Annotated in this window: 18 protein-coding genes; 12 read left to right on the top strand and 6 right to left on the bottom strand. The window is 62.5% G+C overall.

The annotated features are described in order from the left end of the window. Positions 1–100 (bottom strand): helix-turn-helix domain-containing protein (locus tag DEH80_RS17785; RefSeq protein WP_133249082.1); only part of this gene is annotated, 100 nt, incomplete at its 3' end. A 309-nt stretch (positions 101–409) separates the two neighbouring features. On the opposite strand from DEH80_RS17785, the gene vapB reads away from it, so the two are divergent. From vapB to DEH80_RS01785, 5 genes are all read left to right on the top strand, one after another. Next, positions 410–640 (top strand): type II toxin-antitoxin system VapB family antitoxin, encoded by a 231-nt coding sequence (gene vapB, locus DEH80_RS01765; RefSeq protein WP_109718764.1) that lies wholly within the window; start codon positions 410–412, stop codon positions 638–640. Next, positions 640–1,041, top strand: coding sequence for a type II toxin-antitoxin system tRNA(fMet)-specific endonuclease VapC (gene vapC, locus DEH80_RS01770; protein ID WP_109718765.1), 402 nt, complete (start codon positions 640–642; stop codon positions 1,039–1,041). Before vapB ends, vapC begins: the two co-directional genes overlap by 1 nt. Before the next feature lie 227 nt (positions 1,042–1,268). After that, positions 1,269–1,514: a type II toxin-antitoxin system CcdA family antitoxin gene (locus tag DEH80_RS17730; RefSeq protein WP_109718766.1), complete on the top strand. Its 246-nt coding sequence runs from the start codon at positions 1,269–1,271 to the stop codon at positions 1,512–1,514. Beyond that, a complete protein-coding gene (locus DEH80_RS01780) occupies positions 1,514–1,813 on the top strand; it encodes a CcdB family protein (RefSeq protein ID WP_109718767.1) in 300 nt (99 codons plus the stop codon). The genes DEH80_RS17730 and DEH80_RS01780 overlap by 1 nt, the downstream gene beginning before the upstream one ends. A gap of 155 nt (positions 1,814–1,968) precedes the next feature. After that, entirely contained in the window at positions 1,969–2,316 is a 348-nt protein-coding gene (locus DEH80_RS01785; protein ID WP_109718768.1) for a DUF3024 domain-containing protein, read from the top strand. A gap of 286 nt (positions 2,317–2,602) precedes the next feature. On the opposite strand, the gene DEH80_RS01790 is transcribed toward DEH80_RS01785, so the two are convergent. Together DEH80_RS01790 and DEH80_RS01795 are read right to left on the bottom strand one after the other, a co-directional pair. Then, the gene (locus DEH80_RS01790) at positions 2,603–3,784 is read right to left on the bottom strand and encodes a pyridoxal phosphate-dependent aminotransferase (protein ID WP_243412729.1); all 1,182 of its coding nucleotides are present in this window, start codon (positions 3,782–3,784) and stop codon (positions 2,603–2,605) included. A 95-nt stretch (positions 3,785–3,879) separates the two neighbouring features. Next, on the bottom strand, positions 3,880–4,422 hold the full coding sequence (locus DEH80_RS01795) for a PH domain-containing protein (protein WP_165831238.1): 543 nt from the start codon (positions 4,420–4,422) through the stop codon (positions 3,880–3,882). Positions 4,423–4,576: 154 nt separating this feature from the next. Between DEH80_RS01795 and uvrB the strand changes: the two genes are divergently transcribed. Beyond that, on the top strand, positions 4,577–6,613 hold the full coding sequence (gene uvrB, locus DEH80_RS01800; protein ID WP_109718771.1) for an excinuclease ABC subunit UvrB: 2,037 nt from the start codon (positions 4,577–4,579) through the stop codon (positions 6,611–6,613). 29 nt (positions 6,614–6,642) lie between these two features. Here the strand turns inward: uvrB and DEH80_RS01805 are convergent, their stop codons facing one another. The 3 genes from DEH80_RS01805 to DEH80_RS17675 all read right to left on the bottom strand — a co-directional run bounded on the left by DEH80_RS01805 (position 6,643) and on the right by DEH80_RS17675 (position 10,524). Next, the gene (locus DEH80_RS01805; protein ID WP_109718772.1) at positions 6,643–6,972 is read right to left on the bottom strand and encodes a response regulator; all 330 of its coding nucleotides are present in this window, start codon (positions 6,970–6,972) and stop codon (positions 6,643–6,645) included. Next, a complete protein-coding gene (locus DEH80_RS01810; RefSeq protein WP_109718773.1) occupies positions 6,969–8,414 on the bottom strand; it encodes a DUF7125 family protein in 1,446 nt (481 codons plus the stop codon). Before DEH80_RS01810 ends, DEH80_RS01805 begins: the two co-directional genes overlap by 4 nt. 142 nt (positions 8,415–8,556) lie before the next feature. Then, positions 8,557–10,524, bottom strand: coding sequence for a PKD domain-containing protein (locus DEH80_RS17675; RefSeq protein ID WP_165831239.1), 1,968 nt, complete (start codon positions 10,522–10,524; stop codon positions 8,557–8,559). A 348-nt stretch (positions 10,525–10,872) separates the two neighbouring features. On the opposite strand from DEH80_RS17675, the gene DEH80_RS01820 reads away from it, so the two are divergent. From DEH80_RS01820 to DEH80_RS01845, 6 genes are read left to right on the top strand one after another with little or no spacing between them, the layout of a single operon-like run. Next, positions 10,873–11,298 (top strand): hypothetical protein, encoded by a 426-nt coding sequence (locus DEH80_RS01820; protein ID WP_109718775.1) that lies wholly within the window; start codon positions 10,873–10,875, stop codon positions 11,296–11,298. Next, positions 11,283–12,599, top strand: coding sequence for an efflux RND transporter periplasmic adaptor subunit (locus tag DEH80_RS01825; RefSeq protein WP_207774392.1), 1,317 nt, complete (start codon positions 11,283–11,285; stop codon positions 12,597–12,599). The genes DEH80_RS01820 and DEH80_RS01825 overlap by 16 nt, the downstream gene beginning before the upstream one ends. Positions 12,600–12,609: 10 nt before the next feature. Then, positions 12,610–13,314 (top strand): ABC transporter ATP-binding protein, encoded by a 705-nt coding sequence (locus DEH80_RS01830; protein WP_109719007.1) that lies wholly within the window; start codon positions 12,610–12,612, stop codon positions 13,312–13,314. Between the two features lie 5 nt (positions 13,315–13,319). Further along, positions 13,320–14,627, top strand: coding sequence for an ABC transporter permease (locus DEH80_RS01835; RefSeq protein WP_109718776.1), 1,308 nt, complete (start codon positions 13,320–13,322; stop codon positions 14,625–14,627). A gap of 11 nt (positions 14,628–14,638) precedes the next feature. After that, on the top strand, positions 14,639–15,844 hold the full coding sequence (locus DEH80_RS01840; protein ID WP_109718777.1) for an ABC transporter permease: 1,206 nt from the start codon (positions 14,639–14,641) through the stop codon (positions 15,842–15,844). A 58-nt stretch (positions 15,845–15,902) separates the two neighbouring features. Continuing rightward, a complete protein-coding gene (locus tag DEH80_RS01845; protein WP_109718778.1) occupies positions 15,903–17,243 on the top strand; it encodes a sigma-54-dependent transcriptional regulator in 1,341 nt (446 codons plus the stop codon). Positions 17,244–17,248: the final 5 nt, after the last annotated feature.

Raw genomic sequence — 17,248 nt, forward strand, 5'->3', positions numbered from 1 at the left:
CTAACAGGCGTGCGATCGAACTAAGCGTGGCGCCCTGGCCGTGCTGAATCATGATGGTCGCACGCTCTTCTGGACTCAGGTGATGGTAGCTGGATGACATGGCAACACTCTTTTTGGATAGTGTTGCACTTGTTTCCTGAGCCTACGCCGTCCTTGCGGTCGCGATCGGCTACCTCAAACACCGCCGTATTGCTCAAAACGATGGAGCAATATAACAAGCCCATGCATCCGACCCATTTTCCGCTACGCTCCAAATGGGCGGCTGATGGGCGGCTGATGGGCGGCTGATGGGCGGCGTTGGGCGACAAAAGCGGAAGGCAGGTGCCATCCGCCGGGACGGATATACGGTTGACATATCCGTCGCCAGGCGTATAGTGGATATGTAGGGTGTATATCCGCGAGGTGTGAGATGGAAAGAGGTGGCGTTTTTAAGAGCAACACAAGCCAGGCCGTACGCCTGCCGAAGGCTGTTGCTCTGCCGGAATCAGTGAAACAAGTTGATATTGTGCCTATGGGCAGATCCCGCCTTATCTCACCAGCTGGTGAATCTTGGGACAGCTGGTTTTCTTCCGAGGGCGTGACGGCTGATTTCATGCAATCCCGTGATCAACCGAATGATCAAGAGCGGGAAGGTTTCTAGTGCTCAAGTATCTCCTGGATACCAACATTTGCATCTATACGATCAAGAATCGTCCAGATTCCGTTCGCAAGACCTTCATCGAGCATGACGGGCAGATGTGCGTTTCTACCATCACGCAGATGGAGCTGATCTACGGCGCAGAGAAGTCAGCTGCGGTCGCCCGAAACCTGAAAGATGTAGAGGGTTTCCTAGCCCGACTCGCGATCAAGGATTTCGACTCTTCTGCCGCTGCACACACCGGACAAATCCGGGCAGAACTCGCCAAAGCCGGCACGCCCATAGGCCCATACGATCAAATGATCGCTGGTCATGCCCGTTCACTAGGGCTGATCGTGGTCACGAACAACGTCTCGGAGTTCTCAAGAGTGCCGGGGATTCGCGTTGAGAATTGGACTGGATAGGTCGGAGGAGTTGTCGCCCAACCAATCGTTGCACCGGACATTTGACCCGCTGCCCATTTTGTCTTTCGCAAGAACAGGCATCGCCTCAAATGCCGGTGAACTCAGGCGATAGGCGACTCAATGAGGGGCCAAATCCACCTTCGTTGCGCGGCCAAACATCCTGCAGTGTTGATGCGCATTAAACATGCGCATATAGTTGAGCCAGTCTCACAGTGAGAGGTCTTGCGATGCGGGCTGCAGAAACGACTAAATCCGTTCGTAAGCCTACGAACCTTTCCTTGGATAGCGCCTTGCTGAAAGAGGCGAAATCACTCGGAATCAACGTGTCCCGATCTGCCGAGGCGGGAATCGCTGAGGCAGTGAAGCGACACAAACGGCAGAAGTGGCTGAAGGAAAACGCCGGAGCTTTGGCTAGTTCAAACGCATACGTCGACGCAAACGGCCTACCGTTGGCTCAGCATCGTCGGTTCTGATGGCTCGTTTCGATATCTTCCGAAACGAAGGCGGTTCGGGTTATCTGCTCGATGTTCAGGCCGATCTTCTCAGTGGTTTAAACACTCGAGTTGTTGTGCCTTTGCTGCCTAAATCTGCTGCACCCTCTCCAGCCCAACGGCTGAACCCAATGTTCGAGGTCGAGGGGCAGGAACTCATGATGGCCACACAATTCATGGCTGCCATCCCAGAAAGTGAGCTGCGTGTTGGCATCGGTAGTCTTGCCGAGCAGCAGCACGAAATTTCGGCGGCGCTGGATATGCTGTTCTTGGGCTTTTGATGCGAAACGTCATATTTTTCAACGGCATACCGCAGTCGCCTAACAAGTACTTCCAGTCGACAAAATTTACGCGGCGCGTGAATTTCGCGGCTGAAGCAAGGCGTTGGGCGTCGGTATGAGATTTCAGCGACAGATCGAAAGGTCTTGGAGGATGGGTGGCGCTTGATGAGTTAACCCAGCGCAGAGTTCAAGCAGAGGTTGCTGCCTACATCGAGGCAAAGCGGCCTCCTGCACATATTCGGCCGCAACTTGATATTCAGTTCAAGCTTGAGAATCAAAGCATCATCATCTTCGAAGTCCGCCCACATTGGCAGAAGGTAGGCGAAATTCTCAGGAACGAGGTTGCGAAGGCCTCGTACATCAAGACGAGAAATGTCTGGAAGATTTTCTGGATGAGGGCAGATTTGAAGTGGCACGGTTACGAGCCACATCTGTATTCTGAAACAGTCAAAGAATTTCTCGAGATCGTTGAAGAAGATGAATACGCCTGCTTCTGGGGATAGGCGGCCGCCCAACAAGCCGTATATGGACTCCTCCCGCAACCGGGCAGTCGAAGACGTCTAGATCGCGGCGATAGCGGTGCGGTTGCGGTCGTTTATTCGGCCTGTTGATGGGCTCTTACGGCCCTGGCCTTCATGGAAATCCGCATCGCGCCGAGCCACAGGCCACAGGCTGCAACTGCGCCTCTCGCTCTGAATTGTTTCCGGCATTTCTTCGGGGCGCCTGGCGCCAGATACGACAACGCCCGGTCGAGCCGGGCGTTGTTGGTTCATGAACGGTGGTGGCTGATCAGCGGTTGGCGACCTGGCTCAGACGTTCCAGCGCGCGTTCCAGGGTGGGCAGGTCGGTGGCGAAGGACAGCCGCATGTGGCCGGGTGTGCCGAATGCGGTGCCGGGCACGAGGGCCACGCCGGCCTGTTCGATCAGGTACTCGCCCAGTTGTAGGTCGTTATCGACTTCGGGTAGGGCGTCGATCAGGCCACTCATGTCCGGAAACGCGTAGAAGGTGCCGTCCGATTCCAGGCAGCTGACGCCGGGCAGGGCGTTGAGGCCTGCGACCACCGCATCGTGGCGCTGCTTGAAGGCGACCAGCATTTCTTTGACGCAATCCTGATCGCCGTTAAGTGCGGCTTCTGACGCCTTTTGCGAGATCGACGTGGGGTTCGAGGTGCTTTGCGACTGGATTTTGCTCATGGCCTTGATCAGCGCAGCCGGGCCGGCTGCGTAGCCGATGCGCCAGCCCGTCATGGCATAGGCTTTGGACACGCCGTTGAGCACAATGCAGCGCTCGTAGAGCTCGGGCGTTGCGTTGAGAATGTTCGCGAACGCGTCGTCGGTCCACAGAATGTGTTCATACATGTCGTCGGTGGCGACAAACACGTCGGGATGCTTGAGCAGCACCTGGCCCAGCGCAGCCAGCTCGGCCTGGGTATAGGCCTTGCCGCTGGGGTTGGATGGGCTGTTGAGCACGATGAGCCGTGTCTTGGGCGTGATCGCGGCTTCCAGCTGCTCCGGCGTGATCTTGAATGCGGCATCCATGCCGGTTTCGATGACCACCGGCTTGCCGCCGGCGAGCAGGACCATGTCGGGGTAGCTGACCCAGTAGGGCGCGGGAATGATGACTTCGTCACCGTCATCGATCATGGCCTGGCAGAGGTTGAAGAAGCTCTGCTTGCCGCCGCAGGACACCAGGATTTGTTCCGGGGTGTAACTCAGCGCGTTGTCCCGTTGAAACTTGGCGCAGATGGCGTCTTTGAGTTCGGGCGTACCGCCGACCGCGGTATAGCGGGTAAAACCGTCATCAATGGCGCTCTTGCCCGCCGCACGCACATGGGCCGGCGTCGGGAAATCCGGCTCTCCGGCCCCCAGTCCAATAATGTCCTTGCCCTGGCGACGCAGTTCGGCCGCACGAGCGGTCACGGCCAGGGTCGGGGAGGGCTTGATGCGTTGTACGCGGTCGGACAGTTTCAATGGACTGACTCCAGCTGAGGTGAAAAGGCGTGCGTATGATACGGGTCGCTCGAACACCGACCAAACAACGTGTGGCAAACCGCGCATCTGACCATTCAGTCCTTGGTCGGCTCGCCCAGGCGTCGTTCGATGCGGATGAGCGTGTCACGGATCTCGGTGAGCAGGGGCGTGGCGGCATCGGCTTCTGGGGCGGGCGCAGGGGCCGACGCTTCGGTGACCCGGTCACGCTGGCGTAGCGCCAGTGCGCGAAAGGCCTCGGTGTCTTCCAGGCCGATCAGGCGAACCAGCGCGCCTCCGCTGCCGCTTTGGCCGGCGGTTTCGACCCGCAGACCCTTGAGATTCATGTAGCGCATCACTGGCCCCTGGAAGGTCGCAAGATCGGTGATCTTCTCCAGCGGGATGCTTTTCTCCTCCCGGTTCCAGAGTCCCCGGTCTACCTGTAGTTCGCGCGTGGTCAGCACCACATTCAGCGTTTTGAAATAGCGGCTGTAGTACCAGCGCATGATGGGCAGCATGAGCGGGATCAGCACGATCCCGGCCACCGTGCAAAGCAGTGCCAGCGACATCGTGAGCAAGTGGTAGCGAATCGCGCGTGGCGAAATGGCGGGGTTGCTGAGAATCTTGTTGGATTCGTCCATACGGTTTTCCATCGGCGGCAAGAAACGCGGTGGCCGTGACCCCCCCACGCAACTTCAGCCTAGCGCAAGCCGCTGGCCGGCCGTATCAAAAGGGGGACGATGCACACCGCTGCTGGCCCTCTACAGCGGCGTCAACAGTGCCGGAGGGCGTATCATGGCGCGCCCAGTTCCCGCGCAGCATTCCGTGACGGATCGATTCGAAATCAAGGCCGATTGGGCGCCTGCTGGCGACCAGCCCACCGCCATCGCCCGGATGGTGGAAGGGATTGAAGATGGGCTCTCCCACCAGACCCTGCTCGGCGTGACCGGCTCCGGCAAGACCTACGCCATCGCCAATGTCATTCAGCAGCTACAACGGCCCACGATTGTCATGGCGCCGAACAAGACGCTGGCTGGTCAGCTGTACGGTGAGTTCCGCGAGTTTTTCCCGAACAATGCCGTGGAATATTTCGTCAGCTACTACGATTACTACCAGCCCGAGGCTTATGTGCCGTCGTCGGATACCTTCATCGAGAAGGATTCCAGCATTAACGACCACATCGAGCAGATGCGGCTCTCCGCCACCAAGGCGTTGATGGAGCGACGCGACACCATCATCGTGGCCTCGGTGTCCTCGATTTATGGTCTGGGTGATCCTGAGAGCTACTTCAAGATGGTGCTGCACCTGGATCGCGGCGACCGCCTGGACCAGCGCGAGCTGCTACGCCGGCTCGCGTCCATGCAGTACACCCGCAATGACATGGAGCTCAAACGCGGCACCTACCGCGTGCGCGGTGATGTCATCGACGTGCATCCGGCAGAAACCGACGACGAGGCCCTGCGCATCGAGCTGTTCGATGATGAGATCGACAGCCTGTCGCTGTTCGACCCGCTCACCGGCGAGGTCACGGCCAAGGTGCCGCGCTATACGGTGTTCCCGAAGACGCATTACGTCACGCCGCGCGAGCAGATGGTCAAGCTCATGGATCAGGTCAAGGTCGAGCTCAAGGACCGGCTGGCGCAACTGCGCGAGGCTGGCAAGCTGCTGGAAGCCCAGCGGCTGGAGCAGCGAACCACCTTCGATCTGGAGATGATCCAGGAGCTGGGCTATTGCAACGGGATCGAGAACTACTCGCGCTATATCTCGGGTCGGGCACCGGGCGAGCCACCGCCGTGCCTATTCGATTATCTGCCGCCGGATTCGCTGCTGGTCATCGATGAATCGCATGTCACGATTCCCCAGATCGGGGCCATGTACAAGGGAGATCGGTCGCGCAAGGAAACCTTGGTGGAGTACGGCTTTCGCCTTCCATCGGCGTTGGATAACCGGCCGTTGAAGTTCGAGGAGTTCGAGCGCCTGGCGCCCCAGGCCATTTTCGTTTCGGCCACGCCGGGTAACTACGAGGCCGACCATGCCGGGCAGGTGGTCGAGCAGGTGGTGCGCCCCACCGGGCTGGTCGATCCCGAGGTCGAAATCCGCCCGGTGCGCACCCAGGTCGATGACCTGCTCAGCGAGGTGCAGGCCCGGGCCGAGCGTGACGAGCGCGTGCTGGTGACGACGCTGACCAAGCGGATGTCCGAGGACCTCACCGACTATCTGCACGAGCATGGCGTTCGGGTGCGTTACCTGCACTCGGATATCGACACGGTGGAACGCGCCGAGATTCTGCGCGACCTGCGTCTGGGCGCGTTTGACTGTCTGGTCGGTATCAACCTGCTGCGCGAGGGGCTGGATTTACCCGAAGTGTCGCTGGTGGCGATTCTGGACGCCGACAAGGAGGGTTTCCTGCGTTCGGATCGGTCGCTGATCCAGACCATTGGCCGCGCGGCGCGCAACCTCAATGGCAAGGCGATTCTCTACGCGGACGAGATCACCCAGTCCATGAGACGCGCGCTGGATGAAACGGAACGCCGACGCGCCAAACAGCTGGCTCATAACAAGGCGCATGGCATCACGCCGCAGGGCATTCGTAAGGCCGTGGCCGACGTCATGCGCGCGGGCTACGAGTCGGTGTCGGGCGATGCCGCGCTACAGAAGGTGGCCGAAAAACAGGCCGCCTACGATGCGCGAGACCCGGCGGCGCTGGCCAAGCGCATCAAGCGCGTCGAGAAGGAGATGTACGAAGCCGCCGCCAATCTGGAGTTCGAGGCGGCGGCGCGTAAGCGGGACGAGCTGGGTCGGCTCAAAGAGGCCCTGACCGGGGCGGCCTGAGCCCCCGGCTGGCCGCCCCGCGGTCGGGATCAGGACGCCAGCGTCTGGACCCGCTGCGGGAACTCCTTGGCCATCGGGTCCTTGAGCGCAATGCCGCGCTCACGGTTCTCCACCGTCGACCACAGTAGGGTGGGCAGGTCCGGGTAGCGGGCCACAATCTGCTCGACCAGCTCGTCGCCGCGGGTCCCCGGCATGTGATAGTCGGAGATGACCAACGTGATGCGTTCGGCTTCAGTGTCGAGTATTTCCAGTGCGTCGTCGGCGCTGCTGGCCGTAATCACCGGAATGCCGGCTGAGCCCAGCACGATTTCGCAGATGAATCGCACCGATTCTTCGTCATCGACCACCAACACACTCATTGCTGACGATGACCACTGAGCGCCCCCCAGCCCAGCAGGCCTTCGACGGACGTGAGTTCCTTGGTGTCCGCGACCATGCCGGATTCGGTGACGTCGAAGCGGATCATGCCCTTGGCGTGTGCGGAATCCCGCATCTTCAGCACGAGCAAGGCCCGACGGATTTCCGAGTGATCAGCCATGTAGCGCATGACGATGACATTTTGGAACAGGTGACTGAGTGCATCCACGCTATGTTGCGAGCCCATGGCGGTGGTTTCCAGCGTGAACAACACCGAGGCGCCCGACGAGCGCGCGTGCTGCGCCAGCGACCAGATCAGGCCGGGGTAGCGTTGTTGCTGTTTGGCAAGCGTTGCCAGTTCGCCCATGGAATCGAAGACGAAGCGGTCCGGCTTCGCTGCCAGATCCTGCGAAATCTGGTTTGCGAGCCGGTCGGTAACCAGTTCGACGATGGGCTCCTCGCGGATGACCAGCCGTCCCGATGCCAGCCCCTCCTCGATCTCGCTCCAGCCAAACGCCCGGGCCTTGTCCCGAATGGCTGATGCCGTCTCTTCCAGTGCCACGTAAACGCATCGCTCACCCTGGCGCAGGCCCTCGCGGACGAACTGCAGGCTCATGACGGTTTTGCCGGCGCCGGAGGGGCCAGTCACCAGCGTCACATCGCCACGAGGCAGGCCACCGCCTGCGAGTTGGTCGATGCCGGGCACGCCAACGGAGACCCGTCCCGATGTCTGGTCCGTGCTGCGGTCCACGACGCTTTCGATGCGGGGATAGACACAGGCACCGGACTCGGTGATTTCGTAGGCATGTCGGCCAGCGAGATAGCGGCGGCCACGCATCTTGTGGACCCGCAGGCTGCGCTGATCCTGCCAGCCGCTGTGCTCCAGACTGAGTTCGATAATGGCATCGGCCACTGCAAACTCGGCGCCTTTGGTCAGGTCGTCTCCGACGTACTCGCCCACCAGAATGAGGACCGTGTCGCTAAAGGACAGACGGCTGACCAGTCGGTGCATATAGGTGCGAAAAGAAGCGGCGTCACCGTGGTCGCGTAGGGCCTTGGCGGAGTCGATCACCAGCACGGCGGGGCGCTCCTGCAAAGCCATGCGGGTGATCTGATCGACGATCGAGCCGATGGCGTCGCCGTCATCCGGCGCCTTGTCCAGAAACTCCGAGACATCCTGGTAACGCACGCGGTTGTCCAGGGCTGCCTTGTCGAAGAAGGTGAAGCCTTCCAGATGTCGCACCAGCTTGACCTGCGATTCAGACAGGCTGGTGACGTACACAGCCGGCGCCTGCTGGGTCGCACTGGCGAACGCGATTTGCTGCGCGAGGACGGTCTTGCCGGTGCCGGGGGCACCCGCGATGACCATGGCGCTGCCAGCGGCCAAGCCGCCTCCGAGCACCCGGTCCAGATTCGCGTTGCCGGTGGTATGGGTTGTTGTCATGTCATCTCCTGAGCGCGTGGCCCCCGGTGCTCGACCGGCCCGGGGTGACGTGCGCGTGGCGATCCTAAAGGCGCCCAGGTCAACAGGATGTGAACAGACCGCCTGTTCGTTGCGTCTGCGCGCAGTTCAGCCCAGCCGCCGCTCAGCCGATCGGGAGAAATCTGAAGGCGGCGTGAAATCGGCTGTGGTATCGGCCTGCCGTCAGCATGAGCAGCAGCAACAACGTCCAGGGTGCGACGGCCCCGCTGCCGGCTGAGGACGGAGCGTCCGGTGCGACCGCCGGGTCATCATCGCTGGCCACAGGGTCGTCCTGATTGCCCTGCGGCGTGGAGTTGGTGCGTCCGTTTGTGTTACCCGATTGCTCGGATTGCTCCCCGGGCATGCATTGGTTCAGAGGGTCGCCTTCGGTGGCGGCGGTCACCGGCGCGCCCACGGTGGACACGGATGGCGTCGCGGTGATCGTGACGGCTTTTCGCAGGGCATCGCCCAGTCCATCGTTATCGCGCACGGTCAGGCTGATCATGTAGGTGCCGGGCTGCGAGTACGTGCAATAGGCCTGCGGGCCTTCCGCGATGCGACCGTCGCCGAAGTCCCAGCGATAGTCGACGATCCGGCCGTCCGGGTCCTGCGAGTCGCTGGCATCCGTGCTGACCCATTGTGGTGTACCGCCTTGCTCGGGGCTGGTGGTAAAGCGGGCCACCGGGGGCTGCGCATCGGTGTCGGGATAGCTGCCGGTGATCCGGTAGGCGCCGATGCTGCCGTAGTCGGAGTAGGCCACGGTGGGGTTACCCGTGCCGACGCCATCAACCACCAAATAATAAGTGCCGCCACCCAGTTCGACCGCCAGCGATGCGCCCAGCCGATCGCGTGGGCTGGCATCGGCCAGCATGACGCCGTCGCTGTCGATTAACTGCAGACGGACATCAAGGTTGGGACGAATCGGACCGGGTTCGATCGTAAAGCCGGCGGGGCCGGCGCCGGCCACGAACATCAGCCAGTCCGTGTCTTCGTCGCGGGTGATGGTGCCGGTATGCTCTACGCGCTGGGTGCCGCCTGACAGTCGGACCTGAAGCCGGTTTGCCGTGTTCGGACCATCGCCTGCATCGTCCAGACGCAGGGCTGCGCCATTGTCAGGCATGGTGGCGATGTCATCCTGGGTGTTGTTGGCGCCCGCGTACTCGCCTCGGCTCCATTGGGTGACCGCCTGTCCGTAGCTAATGCCCATGATCGGTGCCCAGCTGGTCGCACCCGAACCGTGTCCCCGGTAATAGGGGTCTGAATCCACACCGTCGTGACGCAGACCCAGCGTGTGTCCCGCCTCATGCGAGACCGCTTCGGCAATGGTTTCTTCCGAACTGTTGAACACCCAAGCAGGCTGGTAGCGGCCGGGGTTTGACCCGAAATAATCGAACACGCTCAGATAGGCCACACCCCCGCAATCACAGTCGTAGAAGGTGTTGGGCGTGATGACCACGCGCATGCCGAATCGTCCATCATTTCGGCTGTCGCGGATCAGGTCTGACTCCACAGGCTCACGCGTGGTGACATTGACATCAAAAGGCGCGAAATCTTCAGCCACCCGCTGCCAGACGGCCTGGATGATGCGATGTTCCTGATCGCTGAACTGGCCGGGGCGACCATCGATGTCCCAGGGCCCTGCGTTGATGCGGGCGCCGTTGTTCCACTCCTCGCCAGTGATGCTGTGGCCGTCAAAATCCAGGTAAATGCTCCGGTTGGACCCGGGCAGGCTGGAGAGGTTGAAGGTGCGGGAGCGGTCCAGCGCGCCGGTGGTCTGGCTGCTCGCTGCAGTGGACGCGGCGAGGGGCTGATGAAGACCGTCTTCCACAAAGTAAATGCGTCCGCCGCCATCAATGCGGGCGGTCGGATCGTTCTGGAGGAGTGCTGCCAGCACATCTGCAGGCATCCGGTAATACGCTGCCACTGCTGCCAGGTCATCGCCCAGCGCCAGCACGGCAGCCTGACCCGACAGGGGACCGTCGAGCGTCAGCGACGGGAAATCTGGCCTGTCCGGGGGCAGCGGCTGGGCGACGGCGACGCCGCAGACCAGAGCGGTCAGCATGAACAGCCCCGCCAGACCGACCGGGGGCATGTGTCGGCGGGCCAGAGAACAGGCGCGAGCAGCGCTGCGAACCATGAGTAGACCTGAGTCAAGAATAGACCCTGATCATCGGCTTCTGACCATGTCGCCACATCCGGTGTGGGATACAAATCCCGCTCACCGATTGGTGAGAGGGGGGTCTATCGAAAGTCGGACTGTGATGGCGAGTTGTCCGGGCCTGTCCGGTGGACGGTCAAAACTGTCCGGACACCTGTCCGCGGACACTTTTCAGTGAGTGGGGAAGGTTAAAATAATAAATAAAAACAGCAAGTTACAAATTTTCGAAAAGTGGTATGCAGGTTGCGCTAAGGAAAGCACAGTCCAACCCGAGAGAAGATCATGCGAGCCACACTGACCACGCTTTTCCTCTGCAGCGCCCTGTTGACGACCCCCGTTGGAGCCAGCTTCCAGTCGGGTACCTCGCCAGACCAGGCCACGCCGACGACCATCGATTACACCGCCGAACTGAACCGCAACCCGGCTCAGCAACGCTACCGCGAGCGGATGGCCGAGACCCTGCAGCATCGTGCTACGCGCCAGATCGCTGGGCAGACAGCCGAGCTATTGGCCGGCCTGGGCGGCGTTGCCCAGCCCGTGCCGGTGGCCCTGACGGTGGAGCCCGCTCCGTTGTGGACACCGGTTCCGGTCGCGCTGCGCAGCCAGTGCGCGTACCCGTCGCAGGACCCGGCTGCCGCAATCTGGTCGGTGTTGCAGACCCCGCTCCGGCCGCAGCCCTGTGATGCAGGCGAATGCGTTTATCTCTGAGCACGGCAGCCATGGTTTCGACAGTCGACAGCCTGCGTGGCACCAGTGGTCAGGACCGGATGCTGGCACCCCGGCGGCGGGGCGCAGGCCGCATCGCAGCCCTCCTGGTGGGGTTGATGCTGCTCGGCCTGGCCGCTTGGTTGCTGCCGCGACTCTGGACACTATGGTCCGCCGAGCAGTCGGTTTCACTCAGCCGGCTGTCAGTCGCCGCGGCAGAGCGGGGGCGTTTTGAACGGGACATTGCTGCAGATGGCCGGGTGGTTGCGGCCGTCAGTCCCACCTTGCATGCCCCGGCCGCCGGCGTGGTCCGGCTGGATGTTCAGGCCGGCGATGCCGTGGCGGTCGATACGGTTCTCGGGGTGGTGGACAGCCCCGAACTGCGTAGCGAACTGGCGCGGGAGAAAGCCCGCTTGCAAGCCCTGACGGCCGATTACGGGCGCGCGCGCCTGGCGGTACGCCAGCAGGAATTACGTGCTGAGGAGGCGTTGCAGCAGGCCCGGGTAGATCGGGACGCCGCCGCCACCGAGCATGCGCGCATGGCCCGCGCCTTCGAGCTGGGCGTCATGCCTGAGATTGAGCGTATGCGCACAGAGGCGGCGCTCAAAAAAGCTGAATTCGCGCTCCACCGTGCTCGCTCGGACCGGGATCTGCAGCGCGAGGGGCAGGATCTGGATGTCGAGGCCAAGCGCTTGGCTCGTGACGCCCAGGGCTTGATTGTTGAGGAACTGCAACGCCAGGTGGATTTGCTGACGCTGCGCTCGCCCGTGGCCGGTCAGGTGGGGCAGCTGCTGGTCAGTGATCGCGGCTTTGCGGCCAAAGATGCGCCGCTGATGACGGTGGTGGACCTCAGCGCGCTGGAAGTGGAACTGGATGTTCCGGAAGCCTTTGCGCGGGATTTGCTGCCGGGAATGCCCGCGACGATTCGCGGCAACCAGCAGCAGTTCGACGGCGAGGTCAGCGCCGTGTCGCCAGAGGTGGTCCGGGGGCGGGTGACCGCGCGGGTGCGGTTCCTCGGTTCCGTGCCCGAGGGCTTACGACAGAATCAGCGTTTGTCGGTTCGCGTGCTACTGGATGCCCGCGATGACGTGTTAACCGTGCCCAGAGGGCCGTTTCTCGAGGCCGGCGGTGGGCGCGTGGCCTATGTGGTGAACGGCCAGGTGGCCGAGCGCCGAATCATTCGTACCGGTGCGGTCAGTCTTGATCGTGTCGAACTACTGGACGGAGTCACCGAGGGCGAGCGCCTGGTGATCTCCGGAACCGATTCTTTTGACGATGCCCAGCGCGTCGTGATCAGCCGATAAGGTGGATGCCATGCTCAAGATGACCCATTTATCCAAGGCCTTCCGCACCGAGATTGTCGAGACCTTCGCACTGCGCGATTTCTCCATCGAAGTGCAGCAGGGGGAGTTTGTGGCCGTGACCGGACCGTCCGGTTCCGGCAAGACCACGTTCCTGAACATTGCCGGTTTGCTGGAAACGGCCAGCAACGGCCGCTACGAACTCGATGGTCAGGATGTCAGTGCACTGAACGACCATGCGCGTTCGAAGATTCGGAACGAAAAAATCGGATTCATCTTTCAGGCGTTCAACCTGATTCCCGATCTCAACGTGTTCGACAACGTGGATGTGCCGCTGCGCTACCGCGGCCTTCGTGCTGGAGAACGCCGGCGTCGCATCGAAGACGCCCTGGAGCGGGTCGGCCTGTCTGCCCGCATGAAGCACTACCCGGCGGAGTTGTCCGGCGGGCAGCAGCAGCGGGTGGCCATTGCCCGTGCCCTGGCGGGGCGGCCGCGTCTGCTGCTGGCCGACGAGCCCACGGGCAATCTTGACACGCAAATGGCACGCGCGGTCATGGAATTGATCGAGGATGTCCATCGCGACGGCGCGACCATCGTCATGGTCACGCATGACCCCGAGCTGGCGGCGCGCACCCAGCGCAATGTCCATATTGTCGATGGGCAGGTGGTGGACATCGATGCCGCAGAGCCGCGGTTTGCGGCTGTGGCCGGAGGCTGACCCCGGTGCTCGCCTATTATTTTCGTCTCGCCCTGCGCAGCCTGCGTCGCAATCCGGCACTGACCGTGCTCATGGTGGTGGCTATCGGCATCGGTATTGGCGCCAGCGTGACCACCATGACGGTCATGCATGTGCTGTCCGGTGACCCGATGCCGGAGAAAAGCGATCGATTGTTCTACCCGCGTGTCGATCCGGAAGACGCGATGTTCTACGAGCCGGGGGCCGAGCCGCCGCACCAGCTGACCTATGTCGATGCCATGAATCTGCTGCGAGACGGTCGTGGCCGGCATCAGGCAGTGATGAGCGGCGGCGGATCGGTGGTCGTGCCAGAGGCGCCCGATCAGGAACCGGTGCTCATCGAGACCCGGTACACCACCGCAGATTTTTTCGCCTTGTTCGACGTGCCTTTCCTCCACGGAGCGGGCTGGACGGCAGAGCAGGACGAGGCCCGCGACCAGGTGGTGGTGCTGTCGCGTTCGCTGAACGAGCGCGTGTTTGGTGGCGCCAACAGTGTTGGCGAGTCCATCCGTCTGGGCGATCACCGTTTCCGCGTGATCGGGGTGATCGATCAGTGGCGGCCCAACCCGCATTTCTATGATTTGACGACCGGCCCCTACGCCGATTCCGAGGACGCCTTTCTGCCCTTGGAAACCTCGATTGACCTGCAGATGGCGCGCAGCGGCGATATGTCCTGTTTTGGCGATGAACGCCAATCGCCCGAGCAGCAGCAGCGATCTGGCGTCTGCATGTGGTTGCAGTACTGGGTGGAACTGGATGCCCCCGAGGATCGGGTCGCCTACCGGCAGTACCTGGAGCGTTACAGCCAGGCCCAGCGGGAAGCGGGGCGGTTCGAACGGCCCGATAACGTGCGCCTACACAGCCTGACCGAATGGCTGGAGGTGCGCGAGGTGGTGCCCGATGACGTGCGCCTGCAGTTCTGGGTGGCGCTGGGCTTTCTGGTGGTCTGCATCGTCAACACCATCGGCTTGATGCTGGCCAAGTTCTTACGCCGGTCCGGTGAGATCGGCGTTCGGCGCGCATTGGGCGCCACCCGGCGATCGGTGTTTCTCCAGTACCTGATGGAGGCCGCGATGATCGGCCTGGTGGGCGCGGTGCTGGGGGTGTTGCTGGCACTGGCCGGCCTGGCTGCGGTGCGGCTCCAACCGGTGGATTACGCGGCGTTTGCACGGCTGGATCTCAACATGTTGGCGCTGGCCGTGGGGCTGTCTGTGCTGGCCAGCCTCCTGGCCGGTTTGCTGCCCGCGTGGCAGGCCTGTCGCATTGCCCCGGCCCTGCAGTTGAAGAGCGAATAAGGACGCCTGTTATGGATATTGCACCCGTACTGAAAGCGCTGCGGCAACAGAAAACGGCAGCGCTGCTCATTGCCTTCGAAATCGCACTGGCCTGCGCCATTATCTGCAACGCCCTGTTCGTCATGGTGGCGCGTACCGAGCGCATGCAGGTCGACAGCGGGGTGGTGGAGTCCGAGCTGCTCCGCATCCGCTCGGCCACATTGGATGACCAGGCAGAGCGCCCGGCGCGCGTGGGCGAGGACCTGGCGGCCCTGCGTGAAGTCGCCGGCGTGGTGGATGTGGCCGCTGTGCAGCAGGTGCCGTTCGGAAATTCTTCCTGGAATACCAGTTTGGCCACCGAACGGGATGGACGCGGCATCACCAGTTCCACGAATTATTTCGACTCCGGCAATCTGGTGAAGACGCTGGGACTCACGCTGATCGCCGGCCGCGATTTTCTGCCCGAGGAGTACATCGAGTTCGAGGCGCTGTACCGCGAAGAAGCGCGCACCAACGGGGTGGCCATCATTACCCAGACGCTGGCCGAGCGCTTGTGGCCCGGTGAGTCGGCCCTGGGCAAGCAGTTCTATCCCGATGCTGACCCGGTCCGGGTAATCGGCGTGGTTGATCGTCTCATCCGTCCCTCGTTCCGCAATCTCGACAACGCCGACAGCAGCACGATTTACCCGGTGCGTCACGCGCCGGGTGCCCAGTATGTGGTGCGTTTTCGAGGTCGCAGTGCCGAGGCCGTGCTGCAGGATGCCGAGGCCGCGCTGCGGGCGGTGCATCCGGGGCGTCTGACACTGAGCGCGGAGTCCTTCCCCCAGCTGCGCGAGCGCTTCTTCCGCGGTGACCGTGTCATGACCTTACTGCTGGCGGGCGTGGTGGTGGCGCTGCTCATCGTCACCGCGCTGGGCATTGTCGGGCTTGCGAGTTTCTGGGTGCAGCGTCGGCGGCGACAGATCGGGGTGCGCCGGGCCTTGGGGGCCACGCGTGGTGCCATCCTCCGCTACTTTCAGTTGGAGAACTTTTTGATCGTGACCGCCGGCGTGGCCGTGGGCATGTTTGCCGCCTATGCGGTCAACGCCTGGCTCATGCTGCACTATGCATTACCCAGATTGCCGCTGAGCTACCTGCCGGCTGGTGCGATTGGCCTCTGGCTGCTGGGGCAGGTTGCCGTGCTACCGCCTGCATTGCGGGCGATGCGCGTGCCGCCGGCGCTGGCGACACGCGCATGAGTCGGGCGGTCCGAACCAATCGGCTGCAAGCCGATCGACCACAACGGGTTGGAGACCCATGTCCACAGTACTGATCATTGACGATAACCCGGCCGTTCGGGAGGCGCTGTCGCTGCTGCTGTCGTTGCGCGATATCGATGTGCTCACCGCGGATGGTCCGGAATCCGGGCTGGCGCTGCTGAACGAGCAGGAAGTGGATTTGGTGATCCAGGACATGAACTTCACCGAAGACACGACGTCGGGCGAGGAGGGCGAGCAGCTGTTTCGACAGATTCGCCAGCGATTCGCCGACCTGCCGGTCATCCTGCTCACGGCCTGGACCCATCTGGAGGCGGCGGTCGAGCTGGTGAAGAACGGGGCGGCTGACTACGTGGCCAAGCCCTGGGACGATCACAAGCTGGGCACGACGGTCGCCAACTTGCTGGAACTGTCAGAGACCGCCCGCGAGGTCTCCCGTGTTCGACGTGAGCGCCAGCGGCGACGCAGCGCATTGGCGGCCCGCTACGACTTGCGGGGCGTGGTCTACGGCTCGGATGCCACCGAGCGCGTGCTGGAACTGGCCTGTCAGGTGGCCCGGTCGGATTTGCCGGTATTGATCACCGGCCCCAATGGCGCTGGCAAGGAGCGGATTGCGGACATCGTCCACGCCAATTCATCGGTGAAGTCGGGGCCGTTTATCACCGTGAACTGTGGCGCATTGCCCGGTGAGCTGATTGAGGCCGAGCTATTCGGCGCCGAGGCGGGGGCCTACACCGGCGCCAATCGCGCGCGGCCGGGGCGGTTCGAGGTGGCCGATGGCGGCACCTTGTTCCTCGATGAGATCGGCAACCTGCCGCTATCCGGACAGGTGAAGCTGCTGCGGGTGCTGGAGACCGGACAGTTCGAGCGCCTGGGCTCATCGCGAACCTTAAAGACGCGGGTGCGCGTGCTCAGCGCCACCAACGCTGATTTGCCGGCAATGATTGCCGACGGCAGTTTTCGTGAGGACCTGTATTACCGACTCAATGTCATGGAGCTGCGGCTGCCGCCCCTGGCCGAACGACGGGATGACATTCTGCCGCTGGCCGAGCATTTTCTTGGCGGCGAGGTGGGGCTGTCCGACGATGCACGCCGGGCGCTGGAGCAGCATCGCTGGCCGGGCAACGTGCGTGAGCTACGCAATGCCATGGAGCGGGCGCGATTGCTCTGTCAGGACGGCGAGATTCGCCGCGAAGACCTGAATCTGCCGAGCACCGCGGCGGCCGAAGCGCATCGCAATCTGGATGAGCCGGATGCGGAGACCATCCGCGCTGCGCTGGAGGCAGCGGGGGGAACGGTCAGTCGTGCGGCGCGGGCGCTGGGGCTGTCGCGTCAGGCCCTCTACCGACGCATGCAGCGATTCGAGCTGTCTGCCGATTGAGCCGG

Origin of the sequence: Abyssibacter profundi (genome assembly GCF_003151135.1) — a bacterium.
Classification (GTDB): domain Bacteria; phylum Pseudomonadota; class Gammaproteobacteria; order Nevskiales; family OUC007; genus Abyssibacter; species Abyssibacter profundi.

Coding starts and splice junctions, on each gene's coding strand:
- DEH80_RS01780 (WP_109718767.1), top strand. CDS start 1,514: ATGGCTCGTTTCGATATCTTCCGAAACGAAGGCGGTTCGGGTTATCTG.
- DEH80_RS01820 (WP_109718775.1), top strand. CDS start 10,873: ATGCGAGCCACACTGACCACGCTTTTCCTCTGCAGCGCCCTGTTGACG.
- uvrB (WP_109718771.1), top strand. CDS start 4,577: ATGGCGCGCCCAGTTCCCGCGCAGCATTCCGTGACGGATCGATTCGAA.
- DEH80_RS01810 (WP_109718773.1), bottom strand. CDS start 8,414: ATGACAACAACCCATACCACCGGCAACGCGAATCTGGACCGGGTGCTC.
- DEH80_RS01825 (WP_207774392.1), top strand. CDS start 11,283: ATGCGTTTATCTCTGAGCACGGCAGCCATGGTTTCGACAGTCGACAGC.
- vapB (WP_109718764.1), top strand. CDS start 410: ATGGAAAGAGGTGGCGTTTTTAAGAGCAACACAAGCCAGGCCGTACGC.
- DEH80_RS01840 (WP_109718777.1), top strand. CDS start 14,639: ATGGATATTGCACCCGTACTGAAAGCGCTGCGGCAACAGAAAACGGCA.
- DEH80_RS17730 (WP_109718766.1), top strand. CDS start 1,269: ATGCGGGCTGCAGAAACGACTAAATCCGTTCGTAAGCCTACGAACCTT.
- DEH80_RS01795 (WP_165831238.1), bottom strand. CDS start 4,422: ATGGACGAATCCAACAAGATTCTCAGCAACCCCGCCATTTCGCCACGC.
- DEH80_RS01845 (WP_109718778.1), top strand. CDS start 15,903: ATGTCCACAGTACTGATCATTGACGATAACCCGGCCGTTCGGGAGGCG.
- DEH80_RS01805 (WP_109718772.1), bottom strand. CDS start 6,972: ATGAGTGTGTTGGTGGTCGATGACGAAGAATCGGTGCGATTCATCTGC.
- DEH80_RS01830 (WP_109719007.1), top strand. CDS start 12,610: ATGCTCAAGATGACCCATTTATCCAAGGCCTTCCGCACCGAGATTGTC.
- DEH80_RS17675 (WP_165831239.1), bottom strand. CDS start 10,524: ATGCCCCCGGTCGGTCTGGCGGGGCTGTTCATGCTGACCGCTCTGGTC.